The following is a 15,633-nucleotide window of genomic DNA, read 5'->3' as shown; positions in this document are numbered from 1 at the left end:
CCAAAATGGTAGAACAATACCAGAAGGTTTACTTCAGAAGGTCCCTTCATTACTTACTTTTGAAGAAGAAGAAATTATAACTAACCCTATTACTGAATCTACAATTCTTGATTTAATGAATTCAAAAATACAAGAGCGAGAGATTACAAACCAAAAAACTATTAAAGCTATTCATGATGTTTCTAGTAAATGCAAAGCAATTGGAACGACCGATTTAGTTGCTGCTGAAAACTTTGTTATTAAAGTTGTAGAAGAGAAAATGTCAAAGCTTGGCCAGAAACAAAAAGTAAGAACGGATAGAGCGAAATCATCTGGATCTAAACCTATACGTACTGAAATGACCCCAGAATGGGTTGGAGAAGAAGAAAAACCTAAAGATGAATCTGCAGTAATGAATGAAGTTAAATTCGATGAGTTTAAAAACATCGTTCTCCAAAACGCTAATAAGTTAAATAAAACTATCGATATCGAAATGATTACATTAGATAATCACTTGCAAATGGGAACATATACAAATTTAGGGTTTAGCGTAAAAGAAGTTATGGAAATTTTTAAATCAGCAGGTTTATAAAATAATAACAAAGCCCTTTAATTTCACATACCGTAATAAATTATAAATATTAACATATCGAAAAATTATTAAAGGGATTATTGCTTTAATAAAGAAATGTTTCATGTACAATAAAAATGTATTAATACAACAGTAATATTAACGTTAATGTTGCGATAACTTTATATAATCATCTTATTAATAGTGTGGGAGGTATAAAAATGGCTTATAAATTGGCTTTTGTGCAAAACAAAGGCGGTGTATTGAAGTCTTCTATGACTGTAAATATAGCTGGCTTATTTGCTAAACAAGGGAAAAAGGTATTAATTGTTGATGCTGATCAGCAGGGTGACGTTCTACTGTCATTCGGTAGAAATCCGGATGAATGCAAGATAACGTTGTATGACGTTCTTGTGGATTATGTACCAGCAAAAGAGGCAATTATTAATGTCTATGAAAATATTGATGTATTACCGTCTAATTCAGATATGGGCTTGTTAGATTTTGATATTCTACCTAATCAGGATAAGTATATTAATCCATATCTTTTATTGAAGGTAGCTTTAATATCTGTCGAAGAAGAGTATGATGTTATTCTTTTTGATAGCCCGCCTAGTTCTGGATTAATTCAAAGTAACGTTATTTGTTGTACGGATAATATCATGATACCTTTCCAACCAGAAAAATATAATGTTAGATCGTTGATTAAGTTAATGGATGCCCTAAATGGATTCCGCGAACAAAACAACCCAAGTTTAAAAATTACAGGTGTAGCGTCTACACTCGTGCAAAAGAATACGGTTTTACATCAAACGGTTATGCAGGATGCAAAAGAATTTTGTAAATCTGAAAATGTACATTATTTTGATGCATTTATACCTAAAAGTATTCAGTTTGCTAATGCAATTGCTAATGAAGAATTACCGTTAACTTTAGCAAAGAGAAATAATGAATTTGCATTTTACTATAAAAATCTATTTAAGGAGCTGAATGAAATTGACTCGCAAAGTATCTAACCTTTTCCCAAATAGCGCGACAAGAGATAAAGAAAAAGAAACAGAATCAAAACAACAACAAAATGATAACGCTAATATTAATGTTAATGTTAACGAAACAACAACGAAACAAGAGCAAAATGAAACCCCAAAAGAAACACCTGAAAACAATGACGTTAACGATGAAAATAATGAAATATTAACGGAACCAAATAATGATGTTAATGAAGAAGAACCCGAGGTTCCTAAAGTACCTGAAATTCCTGAAATTCCTGAAGTTCCTGAGGAACCAGGTAAAAAAGGATCTGAAGAAGAGGAAGAAGACGATGTTCTTGCCTTTTTGAATGAAACTAATAAGAAGGTATTAGTTGGTTTTTATTTAGACGAGGATATCAATAAAGTAATTAAAAAGCTTTTAGGTAAGAAACCAGGTAGAGGCGCTCAATCACAGTTAGCAAATAATATATTCCGTAAATTCTTTGAAGAAAAAGGGTTGTTGTAATATGGCTTTTGTAATACGTGGTGAAGGTTTTATATTAACCGATTGCGAACCAGGAAAAGAAGATAAAGAATTAGAATTTGACACTTATGAGGAAGCAGAAAAAGCATTAGAACTTATACAATTCCCTATGAAAAAACCTAATGCGAAAATAATTGAAATTTAATTTTTAATGTGACGGAAATACCGCCACATTGTGTGCTAGGGTGTAAATAAAAAGGAGGAATATACATGTTTGATTTAGAACCGTACGATTGTGATATTTGTAAGGCGCGTGAATCTGTTGAAACGACAATAGATGATATTGAAGGTCTTCAAAGAGAAGAGTGTACAAATTGCGGGTATGTTTTCAATGGGGCTGCTGACCCGTGGGAGATTGAAGAAAATGAAAAAATTGTACAGATGATTACGCAAGATAGAGAATGTCATCAAAAAAAATAATAATTATGAACAAAAAAAGCCGACTCCTTAATTGGAATCGGCTCTTATTTTTACTTGTCTTCATACCACCAACCTTTACGATCAAGCCAGTCTTTCATACCTTTTAATTGAGCGTCTGAGGTTGGATTAGAAATGAAATACGTTTCTCCATTAGGTTTTAAAATAAATTCAGCTGTCATTTTTAGGGACGTTAATGCCCCCATAACATCAGGCGTTTCATAAGGTGAAAAAGCACCTGTTTGGATGATGTTTTGTTTAGCTGGTGGAGTAGGTTGACTTGTACCAGAAGATTGAATGGATTTACCCACAATAACCTCCGCTACTGCTTTAGCTGCTTTATCAAAATTAGCGCGATACTTTTGCATATCCGTTTCATTATCAATAAAGCAAATCTCTGGTAATAGTCCAGTTTTCGTCTTATTAATCCACCCTAACTCAGTAGAAAATTTAATCCCTCTATCTCTTAATCCAAAAGCATCAGCCATCGCTTTCGAAATCTTTGCCGCTAATTCTCTGTTACCATATGAAGGATGCAACCAAACTTCACACCCTGTTCCTCCTGGTGTAGCGTTTAAATGAAACTGTAAATCTACATCGCTATCTTTTACTCGTAAATGGTTATTTGCTGCATTACTCCAAACTGCGGTTTTTGTTGTTCCAACCTCATCTGAGCAGTTTACATATTTCCATCCTGCCGCTTGTACATATTTAGCAACAGCATCTAAGAACTTTCTATCCTCCACATGCTCAATTCCAAATTTACTATCCGCACCTGGTACAATTTTATTATGACCACCTGAACCTGCGAAACACCCCATTATTCAACATCTCCTTTTTTCTCTTCTTGTTTTTGTTTACCACCTAAAATTTCAACTGCATTCGTTAGTGCTGAAGGTAAAGTAATCCCCATACGGCCTGCGTTTTCTAAAAGAGACAACAACTCATTTCCAATGAATAAAAAGATTGTCGCTTCACGAACCGCACTATTTGTTCCCATAATCACATCAACTTGAGTGGCTGCTGCAACTAAAAGAAAAAGCACCACCTTTTTGGCGATGCCTTTAAAACCGACTTTACTTTTTAATTCTCCATTGAATCCTGCAGCAATTACGCCTGTCAGGTAATCAATGATTGCCATTGTAACTAAAACCTTCAATGTTGCATCCCATCCTCCCAAAAAGTACCCGCAAAAAGCTCCAAACGTAGCTATAAATGTTTTCATTAATACATCAATACGATCCATCTTTCCACTCCTTTATTCAAAATAAAAAAGCCTGCTGCTGCACGCTTGTCTTTACAATCTATATTTTATTTATCCTAAATAGCCAACTACTACGCTATCTGTAATTAAATCTGCTCTTCCATTGTCAGTTAGGTATTTATCGATACGCTCCTTATACGCCTTCATTTTGATAATAATAAACGTATAAGTAAAAGCTTCATCGATTATTCGTTGTGCCATATATTCAGCCATTAGTTACTACCTCCTTCCAATGTTTCTGGCGTAGTAGAAATGATGAGGTCATCAATTGCTGATTGCATAAGTATCAAACGTTTCTTTAACTCTGCTAATTCATCCGGCGTTGGATTTTGTATAATCATTTCATCCATAGCTTGCTGCATTAATTCCTGTTGCTTTTTAATTTTTTCTAATTCCGATGGTTCTTCTGGTTGCGGTTCTACTGGTTCGGGTTCAATTGTTTTCACCCACATACCATCTTTGAATACAGGCTCGTAACCTAACCATGGACAAACCTCTAATGTACAATTATCAGGGATGTCAGGCTCATAACCTACAATGACATCTTCCTCGTATGGTACTTTGATAGGTTCATATTCCACACTATGCATAACACAATCAGGACAATCATGCTTGTCAATTGGCTCCTCATAGATAGGTACTTGCTCCTCTCCTCCCTCTCCTTCAGGTTGCGGAATCTCAACAGGTACATACGTACCATCCTCAATAGATTGGTGTAACTCGCATAGCTTCTCCTCTGTAACGATTTCTTTCTGTTCTTCTCTATAGAAAGTTTGTTTCTCTGTGATCGCCTTTTCTTCTAAAGGAATCATTTCTGTGAACTTCCCGTTTTCGTCATAGCAATAACCGTAATATTTAGCCATGTCCTTTCCTCCTTAATCTACTACGTAAGTTAACAAGATGCGATACGTTTTATTTTTAGTAAGAATTTCAACTTCTCCATTTAACCTAATAACTACGTCACTTGAAGTCCCATCGCTTGCCACAATTGTAGAAGTTACTCCGTCTACAGGTCTCATATCAGCAGGTAGTGTTGTTATAACTCCATTGTCATTCCCATTTCTAGATATCACCATTCTAAGAGTTACAGTATTCCCTCTCCTTGTCGCTACGGGAGTATAAGTTGAACCGTATTGAGTGGCATTTTCTGTCAGCGTTAAAGTAGCTCGTCCGTCTTTTGTTTTCGTAACGATATTCGTATTAGGAACCATAAGATTGAAAGTCTTAGTTTGTGCCGAGTAAATCCAAATATCTTGAGACCCTAGTACATCCCTCATAGCCAATCTTCCACCTTGATAGGACCAATTGTACGCTTCATTGCCACTTTCATTAATAAAGGAAATCTTTCTCGTTGCTTCTGTATTTGGGCTTTGTAACAATAAGTTACCTGTCATCGTATCCCCTGTTTTCTTTAGGAGGTTTGTCGTACTACCTACAATGAACTCTTTAGTTTTACTATTATAAGTCCAAATAACTTGGTCTTGAGCTTTATCATAGAAGGCAAAAATACCTGACTGGTTATTTCTGAATAAGACATCGCTCATGGGATTCTTGAATTCAAAATCACCAGTCTCCATAACTACAGTTCCTCTAAGAGTCCCGCCAGTTTTCGGTAACGCTCCCTGTGCTAATTCTCCCGCTTTAATAATCGGGTCGAAATCTACATCTTTAAACTTCTCTCCTAATTCAAGAGCCTTTTTAATAATTGTGAAGTCATTTGTGGACTCAACTGCACCGTCACCCGCTAACGATTCATTTACCACAAATAAGAATTTCTGTGTATCAAGGATTCTGTCTTCTTCTTCAATGTGGATCTGTGCGATAACATTACCAATCGATGTTAACGTTTGTGTTTTTAAGAGAATTTGATATTTCCCTTTTAATGGGTTAATCGGTTGGCAATCGTTTTGAAATACGCGAGTTCCATCCGGTTTTTTAAATGACATCCGTACTGATTTCGCCTTACTTAAATCAATTTCTTCTCCCTTATTTGTTATTGTTAGTAACAATTTAGCGGAGTTTCTATCATTCTGCGAGAAGCGAATGGCACTAGTCGTGGATATATCATTTACTAAATCTACATTGATTTCATAAGTTTTAAATGTCATAAAATCACTCCTTTATGCAAAATAAAAAAGACCAGCGTTTGCTGCTCCCTTGGGTTTAACTAATTAATTGTTGAACCATTTTTTCTAGTTCCTCCACACGCTTATTCATACTTTCCATCTCATCTTGATGACTTTTTTTCAATACTTGGATTTCTGCATCATACTTTTGCTCTAATTCTTGAACGGCTGCCGTAAGTATTGATAATGTAGCATAGTTTTTTATTCCATCCTTGTCGGATGTTGTGAATACGGAATCTGTTTCTTCTGCAATTAAGCCATAGTAGGTTTCAATATCAGCTGTTGTGTAAGGTTCAGTCCTCTCAGGCGGTTTATTCATTCGCATCTGATACAGCTCGTACATGTCTTTTTTCATGACATATTTTTTTACCTTCAGCCCTCTTATTTTTTCAAGAGGAGAAAACGGTAATTCATGTATAGATGTTTTGAATTTCTCTGACGATTTATTGATGTGCTCCGTTGCATAAGAGTTTCCATCAGCCCAAAAATTAGCCTTTGTTCTTATCCCTTCGTAAGCCGTTATTTCCGATAGTTCTAGTCCTCTGAATTGGCTGCCATCGCCATTTTTCAGCTGTAATAGTTTATCGTATCCTGTAGCTCTAGAAGAACGTAATGTGTGATTTATTCCTATGGATAAATCAGAATCCACTCCGCCACTTTTAGCCCTGAAGCTTGCAACACGTGAACCATTATTATTAATTACAACCACGTCTTTGCCATCGATATTTATCGATCCATTTGAATCTAGCCACATTGTATTTTGAGCTGTGATACCGACATTACCCATTTGTGTTAATCGCATATTGCTCTCTAACCCATTTAAATCTACATAACGATAATAAACACCGTTACCATCTTTATAAATGCTCCCAAAGTTTTTTCCAGAGCCATCACCTTCACCTAATATGATATATGGGTTACGTGTTTTACTTTTCCATTCATTTTCAAAACCTATTACCATCTTGTCTGACCCTTGGTTCACAAAACGAATAACCTGATTTTCCATATGCAAATGTTCATTAGTATTACTCGTCTTAATTGTCATCCCCATGAGTAATCCTGCAATTAACCATTCAGCTTTTACTTTACCTACTAAATCGATAAGCTCTGATTTAATAAGTACACTTTGCGGATTAATATTTAGTTCAGAAGCAATATCACCTTTTCCGACCTTCGCCTTTATCTCTCTCGCGTTTACTTCTAAAGTGGATGATAGCTTTTGCATCTGCTGATTGACAGCTTGAGCATTTAAACGTATCGCTTCATCTGTTTCTTCAATACTAGTCTTCATAGCTATTAATTTATCATTGAAACCGTTCGACGTTACCTCTAATTGTTTTTCTAGTAGCTTTAAAGCTTCGTTACTCGCTTTATCCCACAAGGAATTTCGAATCTTATTGTATAGTTTTTGCATTTCTTCTCTTGTATCGATGACTTCTATATAATCACCAAACACATATTTATTTTCAGATGGATTCGTAAATGATTCATCGCCAGCGATAGCGCGAGCGATTAGATATAATTTAGGGGTAAATCCTGTATCTTTAATCCTTATAATGTCACCTTCTGTAGTTTCCTCGTGTGACAATCCAAATATCTCATCAAGTGCAATTGCATCCACTTCATATTGAACAGTAGAATTCATCCGTTTTTTAAATTCAATTTTCATAAGTGCCATTAAGCGCTCTGGTGACATGTTTTGATCTTCTGTTTCTGGTGTATAAAAACCAAATTTGTGTTGACCATTTTCGTTCCAACGCTGAAAAGCTGAACTATCGACAATATAAGGGAGACCGTTATTAATACTCTCTACCGTTATTAATTTGTCATTTTCCCCTCTTACAAACCCGACTAACGCTGTGCAAATGTTACTCGAATTTTCTCTGCGGACAATACCTTTTAAATCTTTACCTAAAGTGACCTCTTTACCAGTATCTTTCCCCCGTCTTTGCACCATATCTACGTAACGGCCGACAATTCGAGAGCCGATAACTTCGACCCGAAATACAATTTCCAAATTAAAAAGAGCAGCAATATCCTTTAGAAATTTTAACGGATCGATAAACTCATCGATTGTCATGGTATGAAAACCGGAGTATTCAATAAATCCTATTTCATACTTTGTTCCAGCTAAGGCAATAGAAGTTAATTCACGTGCCGTCTTCGATTCGAATTTTTGTGGTTTAATAATTCCTGCTTTTTTCAATAAAACCCATTCTGCAGAAGCGTATACCGTAAGAGAGCGTCCATCTGAACTTTTAGCTGTATCATCGATTACATACGGGACTATACGCCCGCCGCTAACTTCTTTTAAAACTAAATTTTGTTGCATTAATGTTGCTGCTTGTTCAGTTCCATCAAAAACGGTGAAATCAAGTATATCTACATTATTTTTAATTTCCCAATGCCTTTTATCGTCCCAATAATCGCTTGATTGGATAGCCGATACAATTTCCCCTGATTGGAAATCTGCAATATGAAGTGTTCCGCTAGGCTGCCTCATAGGTATCTCTCCCTGAACAATACTGTCGCTTTCACATCAGGTGGGGATATATCAATTCTGTTATACCCCTTTATAACAGCCGGGAAGTTACTGAAAATATCCTTTATATTTATAGCATTCTTCCCATTTATGGTGACGAGACTTTTTTCGGTATCAATGATAATTTTGTCGCCAACATCATAGATAAATGACCTTGCGTTATCATCAACCTTATTTACTTTCCAAATTTTCAAGTCATCAATTTGCATGATATCAACTGGTGTATAATTATCCCACTTGCAAATCGCAATCATAACTTGCGCGATTTTTCGGTTTGTCATTGGGGTATTATCTAAATCGTGCCATTGTTCGACTAGAGAAGCTCCATCTGTTTCAGTACCATCTATAAATTTAGCTACATAAACAGACCATTGCTTGCCCCTTCTAGCGATACGTAAGCGCCCCCGGAACTTATTAAATGTAGTCGTGTATCCTCCACTTGTATCTACTAATTTTTTAATACTATTAGGCGTTCCGCTATTACCAACTCTCATATATGCCTTTGTAATTTCCGCATCTGCATATAAATCATTCATATTGATTCGAGCTACTATATTACTGGTATCATCTAGCAGAAGAACTTCACAACGCCCCATTTCTCCGATGCTTTTGGACTGAAAGGTCATCCATGTCTCCATTTCAAAATCTTGTAATGGTCCACCTGGAATGTTTTTCTTAGCTATTGCACCGTAAAACCCTTTATCTTTCCCGAAATTTTCACAATACAGCGCGTGACCGCCTCTTGACTTGAAACTACCTGTACCCTTCATTTCTTCAACTTGCCCAGTAACAGGAGTCCATCCTACAGGTGTAGTCATTTCATCCCACATGACACGTTCTCGTGCTTGCACTGGCGTTTCCTCCACAGTTCGAGGATAGCCAAGACGGAAATAATCACGCTTATTAGGATAATCACCAAACCAAACATCTAAAAAGGTACTTGGCTTTTTAACCTCAATTTCGATTATTGGAGGTGCTTCTACGCTGCCCTGATTCGTTAAATATGCTGTTGTTTCTGTAGACCAATTTTGAACAAACTCACTTGTTTTAGTTGCTCCTAATTTGTATGGCATTGGACAAATAAATGTAAGTGTCCCTTTCCCTCTAAACACCAATTCTTCGAGGTCAACACTTCCATCTAATACTGCTAAATATGTTCTATCCGGTTCATCATCAAAAACCAATTCACACGGTTGATCTGTCATTAGCCAATTTGCTAAATCTTCTTTTATTTTTTGTAAATCGCTCTGATTCTTCGCTTTAATAATAAAAGGAACGTCAATTTGACGTTCCTCGGTTACTGTATTTAATAAATACCCACCTGGTCGATGCGGTACTTTTAATAATTCCCTTCGAACGGGAGCTAACACTGGACGATTAAAGCCCATCAATAAAGAAATATAATCTTTACGAATATTATTAAATGTAAAACTAGAATTACCCAATATGTTTACCCCCTCTCTTAAGAAAACTTAGCCAACCTAACAGTATTTCGATCATTAATATCTTTTATATCTGTAGCTAACAATTCACCAACAACTTTCTTATCCATAATTAAGTAGGTAGGCGAACTATTCTCGCCGGATGAATCGTTATTTAAAATTCTACTAGCACTGTTATCTCTTTCTGGAATTCCACTATTACCACTTTGTACATTTGTAACTGTATTGATTTCAGGAAGATCTAATAAATTATTTAGCAACCCCTTAACTTTTGGGATTTCAAGGTTAATACCGTCAGATATCGCCCCAGGAACATCAGGCATTGAACCAGTTATAAAGTCGCCTAAAGTAATATCCTCTCCTAATTCATCAAAAGCGCCAATAATAGCACTTGCCATTCGTTCTGTCTCTTTAACAGCGTAACTACTAAGGGATACAATCCCATTAGCAAGACCTTGAGTTACGAACTCACCCAAAGCGTATGCCACACGAGAAGGAGAGTGAATATCAAAGAAATCAGCAATTCCATCTTTAATATTGCTTGCTACACGTTTTACAGCTGATACGGCATTTCCGACCATCCCGGAGATACCATTAATAAGACCTTGAATTATATTTTTACCTATGTCCACTAACATGGTTCCGGCATTACTGAAACATTTTTTAATGCCGCCGATAACGTTATTTGTGATTGTTGATAAAAGCTGCCCTATTAGCGATAAAATACCTTTAATCAGCATTCCTAGTATCTGCGCCCCTGCTGATAAAATTTGTGGTAAATTAGCGATTATTGTTTGAGCTATTTTAACAATAAGACTTAGCGCTGTAGAAATTAACTGCGGTAAAATCTGAATAATTCCACGTATTAGCATTGTTAAAATTTGAACGCCAGCCGCTAAAATCTTAGGTAGATTTTGTATAATTGTTTCTGCTATTTTGACGATTAATTGTATAGCCGTTTGTATCAGTTGAGGGAGAACTTTTACGATTCCTTCAACAATCGCAATCAAAATTTTCATTCCGGCTTCTATAATTTTCGGGAGATTCTGAATTAACATTTCAGCAACTTTAGTCACCAACATCACGGCTGTTTGGATCAAATTAGGTAAAACCTGCATAATTCCGTTTATCAAAGCTCCTAAAATCTGAATTCCCGCATTTAGGATTTGTGGGAGTAAACTAGAAATCGCGTTCACTAGCGTAGTTATCATTTGCATTGCCGCGTTTATAATTTGAGGTAAATTTTGTATAATCCCGTCAATTACCGCCATCAAAATTTTGATTCCTGCATCTAAAATTAAGGGTAGTAAAGTTCCAATTGTGTTGACGAGAGAATTCACCAAATCAGTGGCAACTTGTACGAGCGTAGTCACTACGACAGGCAAAACTTGAATCACTCCATTTATTAAGAATGTCAGTATTTTAACGCCTTGCTCTAAAAATTGCGGTAAGTAAGTTGTAAGAATTGTTACAATTCCAGTAATCATGTTGGTTATTGTCGTAGTTAAAAGCGGTAGCATCAAATTGATACCGTTCACGATTGTAGGTAGAAAATGAGATGCCGTAATTAGTAATGCAGGTAAACCACCAAGTAGTATTCCTATCAGTGTAGGCATAATTGTCATGAAGATTTGCCCGAGTTGGGATGTATCTCCACCTAAAGCCAATCTAACGGCCTCTACTAAACTAGAAATAGCTGTTTTGATAATTAGAATCGCATTACCTATTAGAACACCTGCCGTTTGAAATCCTACAGGCATAAGATTTAACCAACCATTCATTAAACTTCCTGTAGATACAACAGAAAGAATATATCTCCCAAAATTTAAGAATGCATATCCTATCTGATCAAGTGGACCAAATAATGATGTAAATGACTCTGACATTGTTGCAATAACATTTCCTACTGCCATAGCTGCATTTTGCCAACTGACAGGAAGATGAGTAATCCAATCATTCAGGCTATCTCCATCTAAAGCAGCAAAGTAAAAATACTTTCCTAAAGCTACGATAGATTGTCCAAATGAGTTAACTGCCAATATCGCAGGAGCGATTGAATTTGCTAATCCCTGTACACTCGGCGGTAAAGCATTTAACGCATCAGAGAAGATATTTCCTGTTAGGGCCACATTTATTAAATAGCTACCTAACTGCGTCAAATCTTTCCCTAATTGCATTGTAGCGCCGAATAAAGAAATAATATGACCTCTTATCGCCGATACAGCTTGTCCCGTAGCCATTACAGCACCTTGCCAAGATTCAGGAAGATGAGTAATCCAATCATTGAGATGGTCGCCGTCTAAAGCCGTGTAGTAAAGGTATTTTCCCAAACTAGCCATATTAGATCCGAACTCTAAAGATTTCTTACCTGCTGTAGCAAATCCGGTTTGCAGGGCTTTTATGCTATTCTGCACCATATCAGATTTGTAAGCACTTTGGATTAATTCAGATGTATTTTTAACAAGGGCACTGCCGAAATCTTTAATACTTTTAATAGTTCCGTCTACAAATCCCTTGAATTTTTCGTTCGTTTTGTAAAAATGGGTAAATCCTACTGTTAATCCTGCTATAGCAGCCGCTACGACCCATACTGGTGTTGATAAGGTAGCGAATGCAGTTGCAACTGGCATTATTATTGGTCGTAATGCGAATAGAATCGCCCTCAATCCTCTGAAGTATCCGACACCAAGGGCTAGAGGTAGCATAAGTGCCATCAATGCAGGGACTAACATAATAGTACCTTGAATGAATCGCGCGAGTGCCGGATGAGCCTCGTTGAATGCTATAGTCATTTCTGCAAGTTTTGTAACAAAATTAAAGATAGGCACGGCAACAGCTGCAAAGGCTTGTCTCATTGGTTCTAAGGCTTTTGTAAGTTTCTCAATCATCTCGTTGTAAGCTTCAGCGTATTTGGGGTTTAGCTCCATGTTAGCTTTATGTAGCGCTCCATACATGAAGTAAACCGACATACCGACGCCTAATGCTAGGATAGGCATTCCCATCATCACCGTATTAAGTCTCATCGCTTCATCCGTCAGAGTTTTCATACTTGCCTGTGGACCATGTAACTCTAATGCAATTTGTGCTGCCGATCCACTACGTGCAACTCTATCCAAACTGTCAACTAATGCAAGAGCAGGTCTAGCGGTATTGTACAACGGGTTTTTCATCTGATCTAAGTTTTTAGTTGTTTTAGATGCAGCAGAAGACATTGCATTCATAGCACCAATAGTTTGAAGCATGCCCATCATTGCTAATCGATTCGCATTAATTTGAGCATCTTGAGAGGCTTTCATCGCTTTCCCTATATCATTCGCTTGATCTATGAACGTTCGGTTTGTACCTTGAAAATCCTTAGAAGCCTGAGCCATTTGATAAAATCCATAAGTCGCTTTTATTTGGTCTTCTTTAAAAGGAATCATAGCCATTTTTTGAGCATAGAAACCTTGTTGCATTTCCATCATCATGCCTCTAGCTTCAGCAGACATATAACGGTATGAGCTTCCTATATCGCCCATAAGACCGCCTATCTCGTTTCCATAAGCACGGCGGTACTGTCTAGCATAATATTCCGAGTCGCCAACCATACCTTGCATTCCCCGGCCCATTTCGTTACGCATCCCTTGAGCTGTTCGGCCCATGTTATTTCCGATGCGATTTAATTCAGCATTAACACGTTGTACATCTCTACGGATGTTACCAGTTTCAAGCCGGGTATCTATATTAACGTGACCATCAGCCATTTATATCACCTACCTTTCAGCATGTTCTTTTGCGCTGTCATACGATCTTGGAAGGCTTTTAATTCTATTGCTTCTCGAATTTCTTTGGCTTCAGGAAGTTCATAACGTTCCTTCATTTTTTTGATATGCTTTCTTTCTTCTGCGTTATATTTATCCTTCGCGGGTATATCGCAAGTTCGATAGTGTATCGCTGTGCGCATCGGCGTCTTTTCGGACAAGTTATTAAATAAAGCTAGGAAATCACTCCACTGTAATATCCCTTGTTGCTCAAACAAATTGATTCCATAGTCATACAAAAAAGACGCAAAAATCATTTCTGCATCTAGTGTAAAGTTAACAATAGGTATTTCCGGCGGTTTTTCATCACCTGTATCTCCTATTGTTTCCGTCATTTCATTTTTCTTCTTATCTGACGATATATTGATATTCAGTTTATCTTTGAATACATCGATAATAAGTTGTTCTTTACGGCGCCAATCAAGTTGCTCTAATATTCTATGATCAACAATGAGCATCATAAGAGCTATGTTTGGTTTAGCCCTATCTGCTACTGTTGTATCATCGAACAACTCCATTATTTTTAAGATGTTATCAAAGGACAGGTTTAGCTCTATATCGACACCTGCCCATGTATAAACATCTCTGTTTCTATCAGTAAGTTTAAACATTACTGATCACCTTACTTTTTAAGATTCGCTAAGTATTTAGACTGTGACTTTTCAGCAGTTTTCATAGATTCTTCAATGTAAATTTCCTGTAAGTAATGTACAAGACCCAGTAAATTAGCAACTGCTCTTCCAGCGATTTCATACAACTCTTCAAATGTTCCTTCTCCTAAGAAAGTCTCCACTACATCTTTTGTGATTTCTTTTTGCTTTTCTGTTGCTGCGTCAATTTCTTCGTCGGTAGCTTTTTCGTAATCAGCAATTGAATTTTGCAGTTCGTTTGTAGAATCTTTAAAGCGTTTTAACGATTTTTGATATTTGTTTAAAGCATCATCATTAAATTCTACTTTGAATAATTTACCTGCAACGTCTACCTCTTTATACGTCTTTTTAAACTCAAATTTAAATTGTGTCATTCTGTTCCATCTCCCGTTTTATATAATGTATTTAAAGGAAAAAGAGCCGTATGAACGACTCTTTCAATAAGATTAAGCTACTGCTTTTGTAAATTTCGGAACTCCGTCAAAACTAATTGTGAATTCAATCTCACCTTTAGCATTTGCATCTCCACCCGGAGATTTAATTTCAGAAATAGTTGCTTTACCTTCCCATATATCCCCGTTTGGTTCGGTTACTCTGAATTCAGTTTTTCGTTCAGGACCTACTTTGTTAGTTTTACTAAAGATATAATCCTGTGCTTTATCTCCATATTTTCGATGCCCTTCAAATCCATAGGACATCATAAAACCGACGATATCACGTTCGGCAGCGCCGCCACCATCGTAATAGTAATTTTCATCCGATTCTTCGTTATTGTCAGGATCTACAGATGTAATACCTGCAGCAATCCGTTCCCATGCCGGTACTTCCGGAGTAGATGTAGCATTAATTTCAAACTTATATCCATGATTCAATAAAAAACCTTGATTTTTTCCCAAATCAATTACCTCCTCTTTCTAATTCCGCACTAAAAAGCACGGTATATATTTGCTCGTTTGCCTCTGTTTTATCGACCCAATTAGGCTCCACATACTTTTCCAATGTAATGAGCTTATAAGAATCATCAATACTATGAAAACTACGCATATGGAGATTATGAAGCTCGTCCGCAATAGCTTCGATACTAGACATCGCTTCTAAGCCGTCAGGACTCTTAACGAGTATTTGAAACTGTTTGCGAATCGTTTCACCTTCGAAATACTGTTGACCAGGAGCAGACGGGATAACCCGTAAAGCTATGCTCTTTCTTGGTGTATTGTTAGTTCCCACATCTAACACATTTGCTTTGATAGGTGCGTAAACAATATTTGGAGGTGAAACTTTATTTAAATGCTTGATCACGCTTTCTACTAACCATTTCATGTAATCA

General features: G+C 36.7%; 16 protein-coding genes and 1 pseudogene. 5 read left to right on the top strand and 12 right to left on the bottom strand.

The features are described 5' to 3' along the window. The 5 genes and pseudogenes from ACTFOB_RS25675 to ACTFOB_RS25655 form a co-directional block, all read left to right on the top strand. Nucleotides 1–571: pseudogene (locus tag ACTFOB_RS25675) on the top strand (hypothetical protein); the annotation flags it as partial. A 200-nt stretch (nt 572–771) separates the two neighbouring features. Then, on the top strand, nt 772–1,566 hold the full coding sequence (locus ACTFOB_RS25670; protein WP_440029907.1) for a ParA family protein: 795 nt from the start codon (nt 772–774) through the stop codon (nt 1,564–1,566). Then, on the top strand, nt 1,547–2,047 hold the full coding sequence (locus ACTFOB_RS25665; RefSeq protein WP_440029908.1) for a hypothetical protein: 501 nt from the start codon (nt 1,547–1,549) through the stop codon (nt 2,045–2,047). Before ACTFOB_RS25670 ends, ACTFOB_RS25665 begins: the two co-directional genes overlap by 20 nt. A 1-nt stretch (nt 2,048) precedes the next feature. Next, the gene (locus ACTFOB_RS25660) at nt 2,049–2,210 is read left to right on the top strand and encodes a hypothetical protein (protein ID WP_440029910.1); all 162 of its coding nucleotides are present in this window, start codon (nt 2,049–2,051) and stop codon (nt 2,208–2,210) included. A 65-nt stretch (nt 2,211–2,275) separates the two neighbouring features. Continuing rightward, complete coding sequence (locus ACTFOB_RS25655) at nt 2,276–2,485, top strand: hypothetical protein (protein ID WP_440029911.1); 210 nt, start codon at nt 2,276–2,278, stop codon at nt 2,483–2,485. Nucleotides 2,486–2,535: 50 nt separating this feature from the next. Here ACTFOB_RS25655 and ACTFOB_RS25650 read toward each other — a convergent pair whose 3' ends face one another. The 12 genes from ACTFOB_RS25650 to ACTFOB_RS25595 all read right to left on the bottom strand — a co-directional run bounded on the left by ACTFOB_RS25650 (nt 2,536) and on the right by ACTFOB_RS25595 (nt 15,626). Beyond that, a complete protein-coding gene (locus tag ACTFOB_RS25650) occupies nt 2,536–3,303 on the bottom strand; it encodes an N-acetylmuramoyl-L-alanine amidase C-terminal domain-containing protein (RefSeq protein WP_440029913.1) in 768 nt (255 codons plus the stop codon). After that, a complete protein-coding gene (locus tag ACTFOB_RS25645; RefSeq protein WP_440029916.1) occupies nt 3,303–3,728 on the bottom strand; it encodes a phage holin family protein in 426 nt (141 codons plus the stop codon). Before ACTFOB_RS25645 ends, ACTFOB_RS25650 begins: the two co-directional genes overlap by 1 nt. Before the next feature lie 69 nt (nt 3,729–3,797). Further along, on the bottom strand, nt 3,798–3,959 hold the full coding sequence (locus ACTFOB_RS25640) for a hypothetical protein (RefSeq protein WP_440029917.1): 162 nt from the start codon (nt 3,957–3,959) through the stop codon (nt 3,798–3,800). Beyond that, nucleotides 3,959–4,609, bottom strand: coding sequence for a hypothetical protein (locus ACTFOB_RS25635; protein WP_440029918.1), 651 nt, complete (start codon nt 4,607–4,609; stop codon nt 3,959–3,961). The genes ACTFOB_RS25640 and ACTFOB_RS25635 overlap by 1 nt, the downstream gene beginning before the upstream one ends. Nucleotides 4,610–4,621: 12 nt before the next feature. Continuing rightward, nucleotides 4,622–5,854, bottom strand: coding sequence for a BppU family phage baseplate upper protein (locus ACTFOB_RS25630; protein WP_440029920.1), 1,233 nt, complete (start codon nt 5,852–5,854; stop codon nt 4,622–4,624). 55 nt (nt 5,855–5,909) lie between these two features. Beyond that, on the bottom strand, nt 5,910–8,375 hold the full coding sequence (locus ACTFOB_RS25625) for a phage tail spike protein (RefSeq protein ID WP_440029921.1): 2,466 nt from the start codon (nt 8,373–8,375) through the stop codon (nt 5,910–5,912). After that, on the bottom strand, nt 8,372–9,802 hold the full coding sequence (locus ACTFOB_RS25620) for a distal tail protein Dit (RefSeq protein ID WP_440029972.1): 1,431 nt from the start codon (nt 9,800–9,802) through the stop codon (nt 8,372–8,374). Before ACTFOB_RS25620 ends, ACTFOB_RS25625 begins: the two co-directional genes overlap by 4 nt. A gap of 74 nt (nt 9,803–9,876) precedes the next feature. Then, complete coding sequence (locus tag ACTFOB_RS25615; RefSeq protein WP_440029923.1) at nt 9,877–13,599, bottom strand: carbamoyl-phosphate synthase large subunit; 3,723 nt, start codon at nt 13,597–13,599, stop codon at nt 9,877–9,879. 5 nt (nt 13,600–13,604) lie between these two features. After that, a complete protein-coding gene (locus tag ACTFOB_RS25610; protein ID WP_440029925.1) occupies nt 13,605–14,267 on the bottom strand; it encodes a Gp15 family bacteriophage protein in 663 nt (220 codons plus the stop codon). Between the two features lie 11 nt (nt 14,268–14,278). Then, nucleotides 14,279–14,680 (bottom strand): hypothetical protein, encoded by a 402-nt coding sequence (locus tag ACTFOB_RS25605; protein ID WP_440029927.1) that lies wholly within the window; start codon nt 14,678–14,680, stop codon nt 14,279–14,281. Between the two features lie 72 nt (nt 14,681–14,752). Further along, the gene (locus tag ACTFOB_RS25600; RefSeq protein ID WP_440032743.1) at nt 14,753–15,202 is read right to left on the bottom strand and encodes a phage tail tube protein; all 450 of its coding nucleotides are present in this window, start codon (nt 15,200–15,202) and stop codon (nt 14,753–14,755) included. A gap of 1 nt (nt 15,203) precedes the next feature. Beyond that, complete coding sequence (locus tag ACTFOB_RS25595) at nt 15,204–15,626, bottom strand: minor capsid protein (RefSeq protein ID WP_440029930.1); 423 nt, start codon at nt 15,624–15,626, stop codon at nt 15,204–15,206. Between the last annotated feature and the right edge of the window lie 7 nt (nt 15,627–15,633).

Source organism: Bacillus cereus group sp. MYBK79-1 (assembly GCF_051915365.1).
Lineage (GTDB): Bacteria > Bacillota > Bacilli > Bacillales > Bacillaceae_G > Bacillus_A.
Note: the sequence above shows the minus strand (reverse complement) of the source record. Positions and strands in the feature narration are given on the sequence as shown.

What these genes read in the sequence shown, in the direction of transcription:
- ACTFOB_RS25670 (WP_440029907.1), top strand. Translation starts at nt 772, where the DNA reads ATGGCTTATAAATTGGCTTTTGTGCAAAACAAAGGCGGTGTATTGAAG.
- ACTFOB_RS25660 (WP_440029910.1), top strand. Translation starts at nt 2,049, where the DNA reads ATGGCTTTTGTAATACGTGGTGAAGGTTTTATATTAACCGATTGCGAA.
- ACTFOB_RS25655 (WP_440029911.1), top strand. Translation starts at nt 2,276, where the DNA reads ATGTTTGATTTAGAACCGTACGATTGTGATATTTGTAAGGCGCGTGAA.
- ACTFOB_RS25650 (WP_440029913.1), bottom strand. Translation starts at nt 3,303, where the DNA reads ATGGGGTGTTTCGCAGGTTCAGGTGGTCATAATAAAATTGTACCAGGT.
- ACTFOB_RS25645 (WP_440029916.1), bottom strand. Translation starts at nt 3,728, where the DNA reads ATGGATCGTATTGATGTATTAATGAAAACATTTATAGCTACGTTTGGA.
- ACTFOB_RS25640 (WP_440029917.1), bottom strand. Translation starts at nt 3,959, where the DNA reads ATGGCTGAATATATGGCACAACGAATAATCGATGAAGCTTTTACTTAT.
- ACTFOB_RS25635 (WP_440029918.1), bottom strand. Translation starts at nt 4,609, where the DNA reads ATGGCTAAATATTACGGTTATTGCTATGACGAAAACGGGAAGTTCACA.
- ACTFOB_RS25630 (WP_440029920.1), bottom strand. Translation starts at nt 5,854, where the DNA reads ATGACATTTAAAACTTATGAAATCAATGTAGATTTAGTAAATGATATA.
- ACTFOB_RS25625 (WP_440029921.1), bottom strand. Translation starts at nt 8,375, where the DNA reads ATGAGGCAGCCTAGCGGAACACTTCATATTGCAGATTTCCAATCAGGG.
- ACTFOB_RS25620 (WP_440029972.1), bottom strand. Translation starts at nt 9,802, where the DNA reads ATGGGCTTTAATCGTCCAGTGTTAGCTCCCGTTCGAAGGGAATTATTA.
- ACTFOB_RS25615 (WP_440029923.1), bottom strand. Translation starts at nt 13,599, where the DNA reads ATGGCTGATGGTCACGTTAATATAGATACCCGGCTTGAAACTGGTAAC.
- ACTFOB_RS25610 (WP_440029925.1), bottom strand. Translation starts at nt 14,267, where the DNA reads ATGTTTAAACTTACTGATAGAAACAGAGATGTTTATACATGGGCAGGT.
- ACTFOB_RS25605 (WP_440029927.1), bottom strand. Translation starts at nt 14,680, where the DNA reads ATGACACAATTTAAATTTGAGTTTAAAAAGACGTATAAAGAGGTAGAC.
- ACTFOB_RS25595 (WP_440029930.1), bottom strand. Translation starts at nt 15,626, where the DNA reads ATGAAATGGTTAGTAGAAAGCGTGATCAAGCATTTAAATAAAGTTTCA.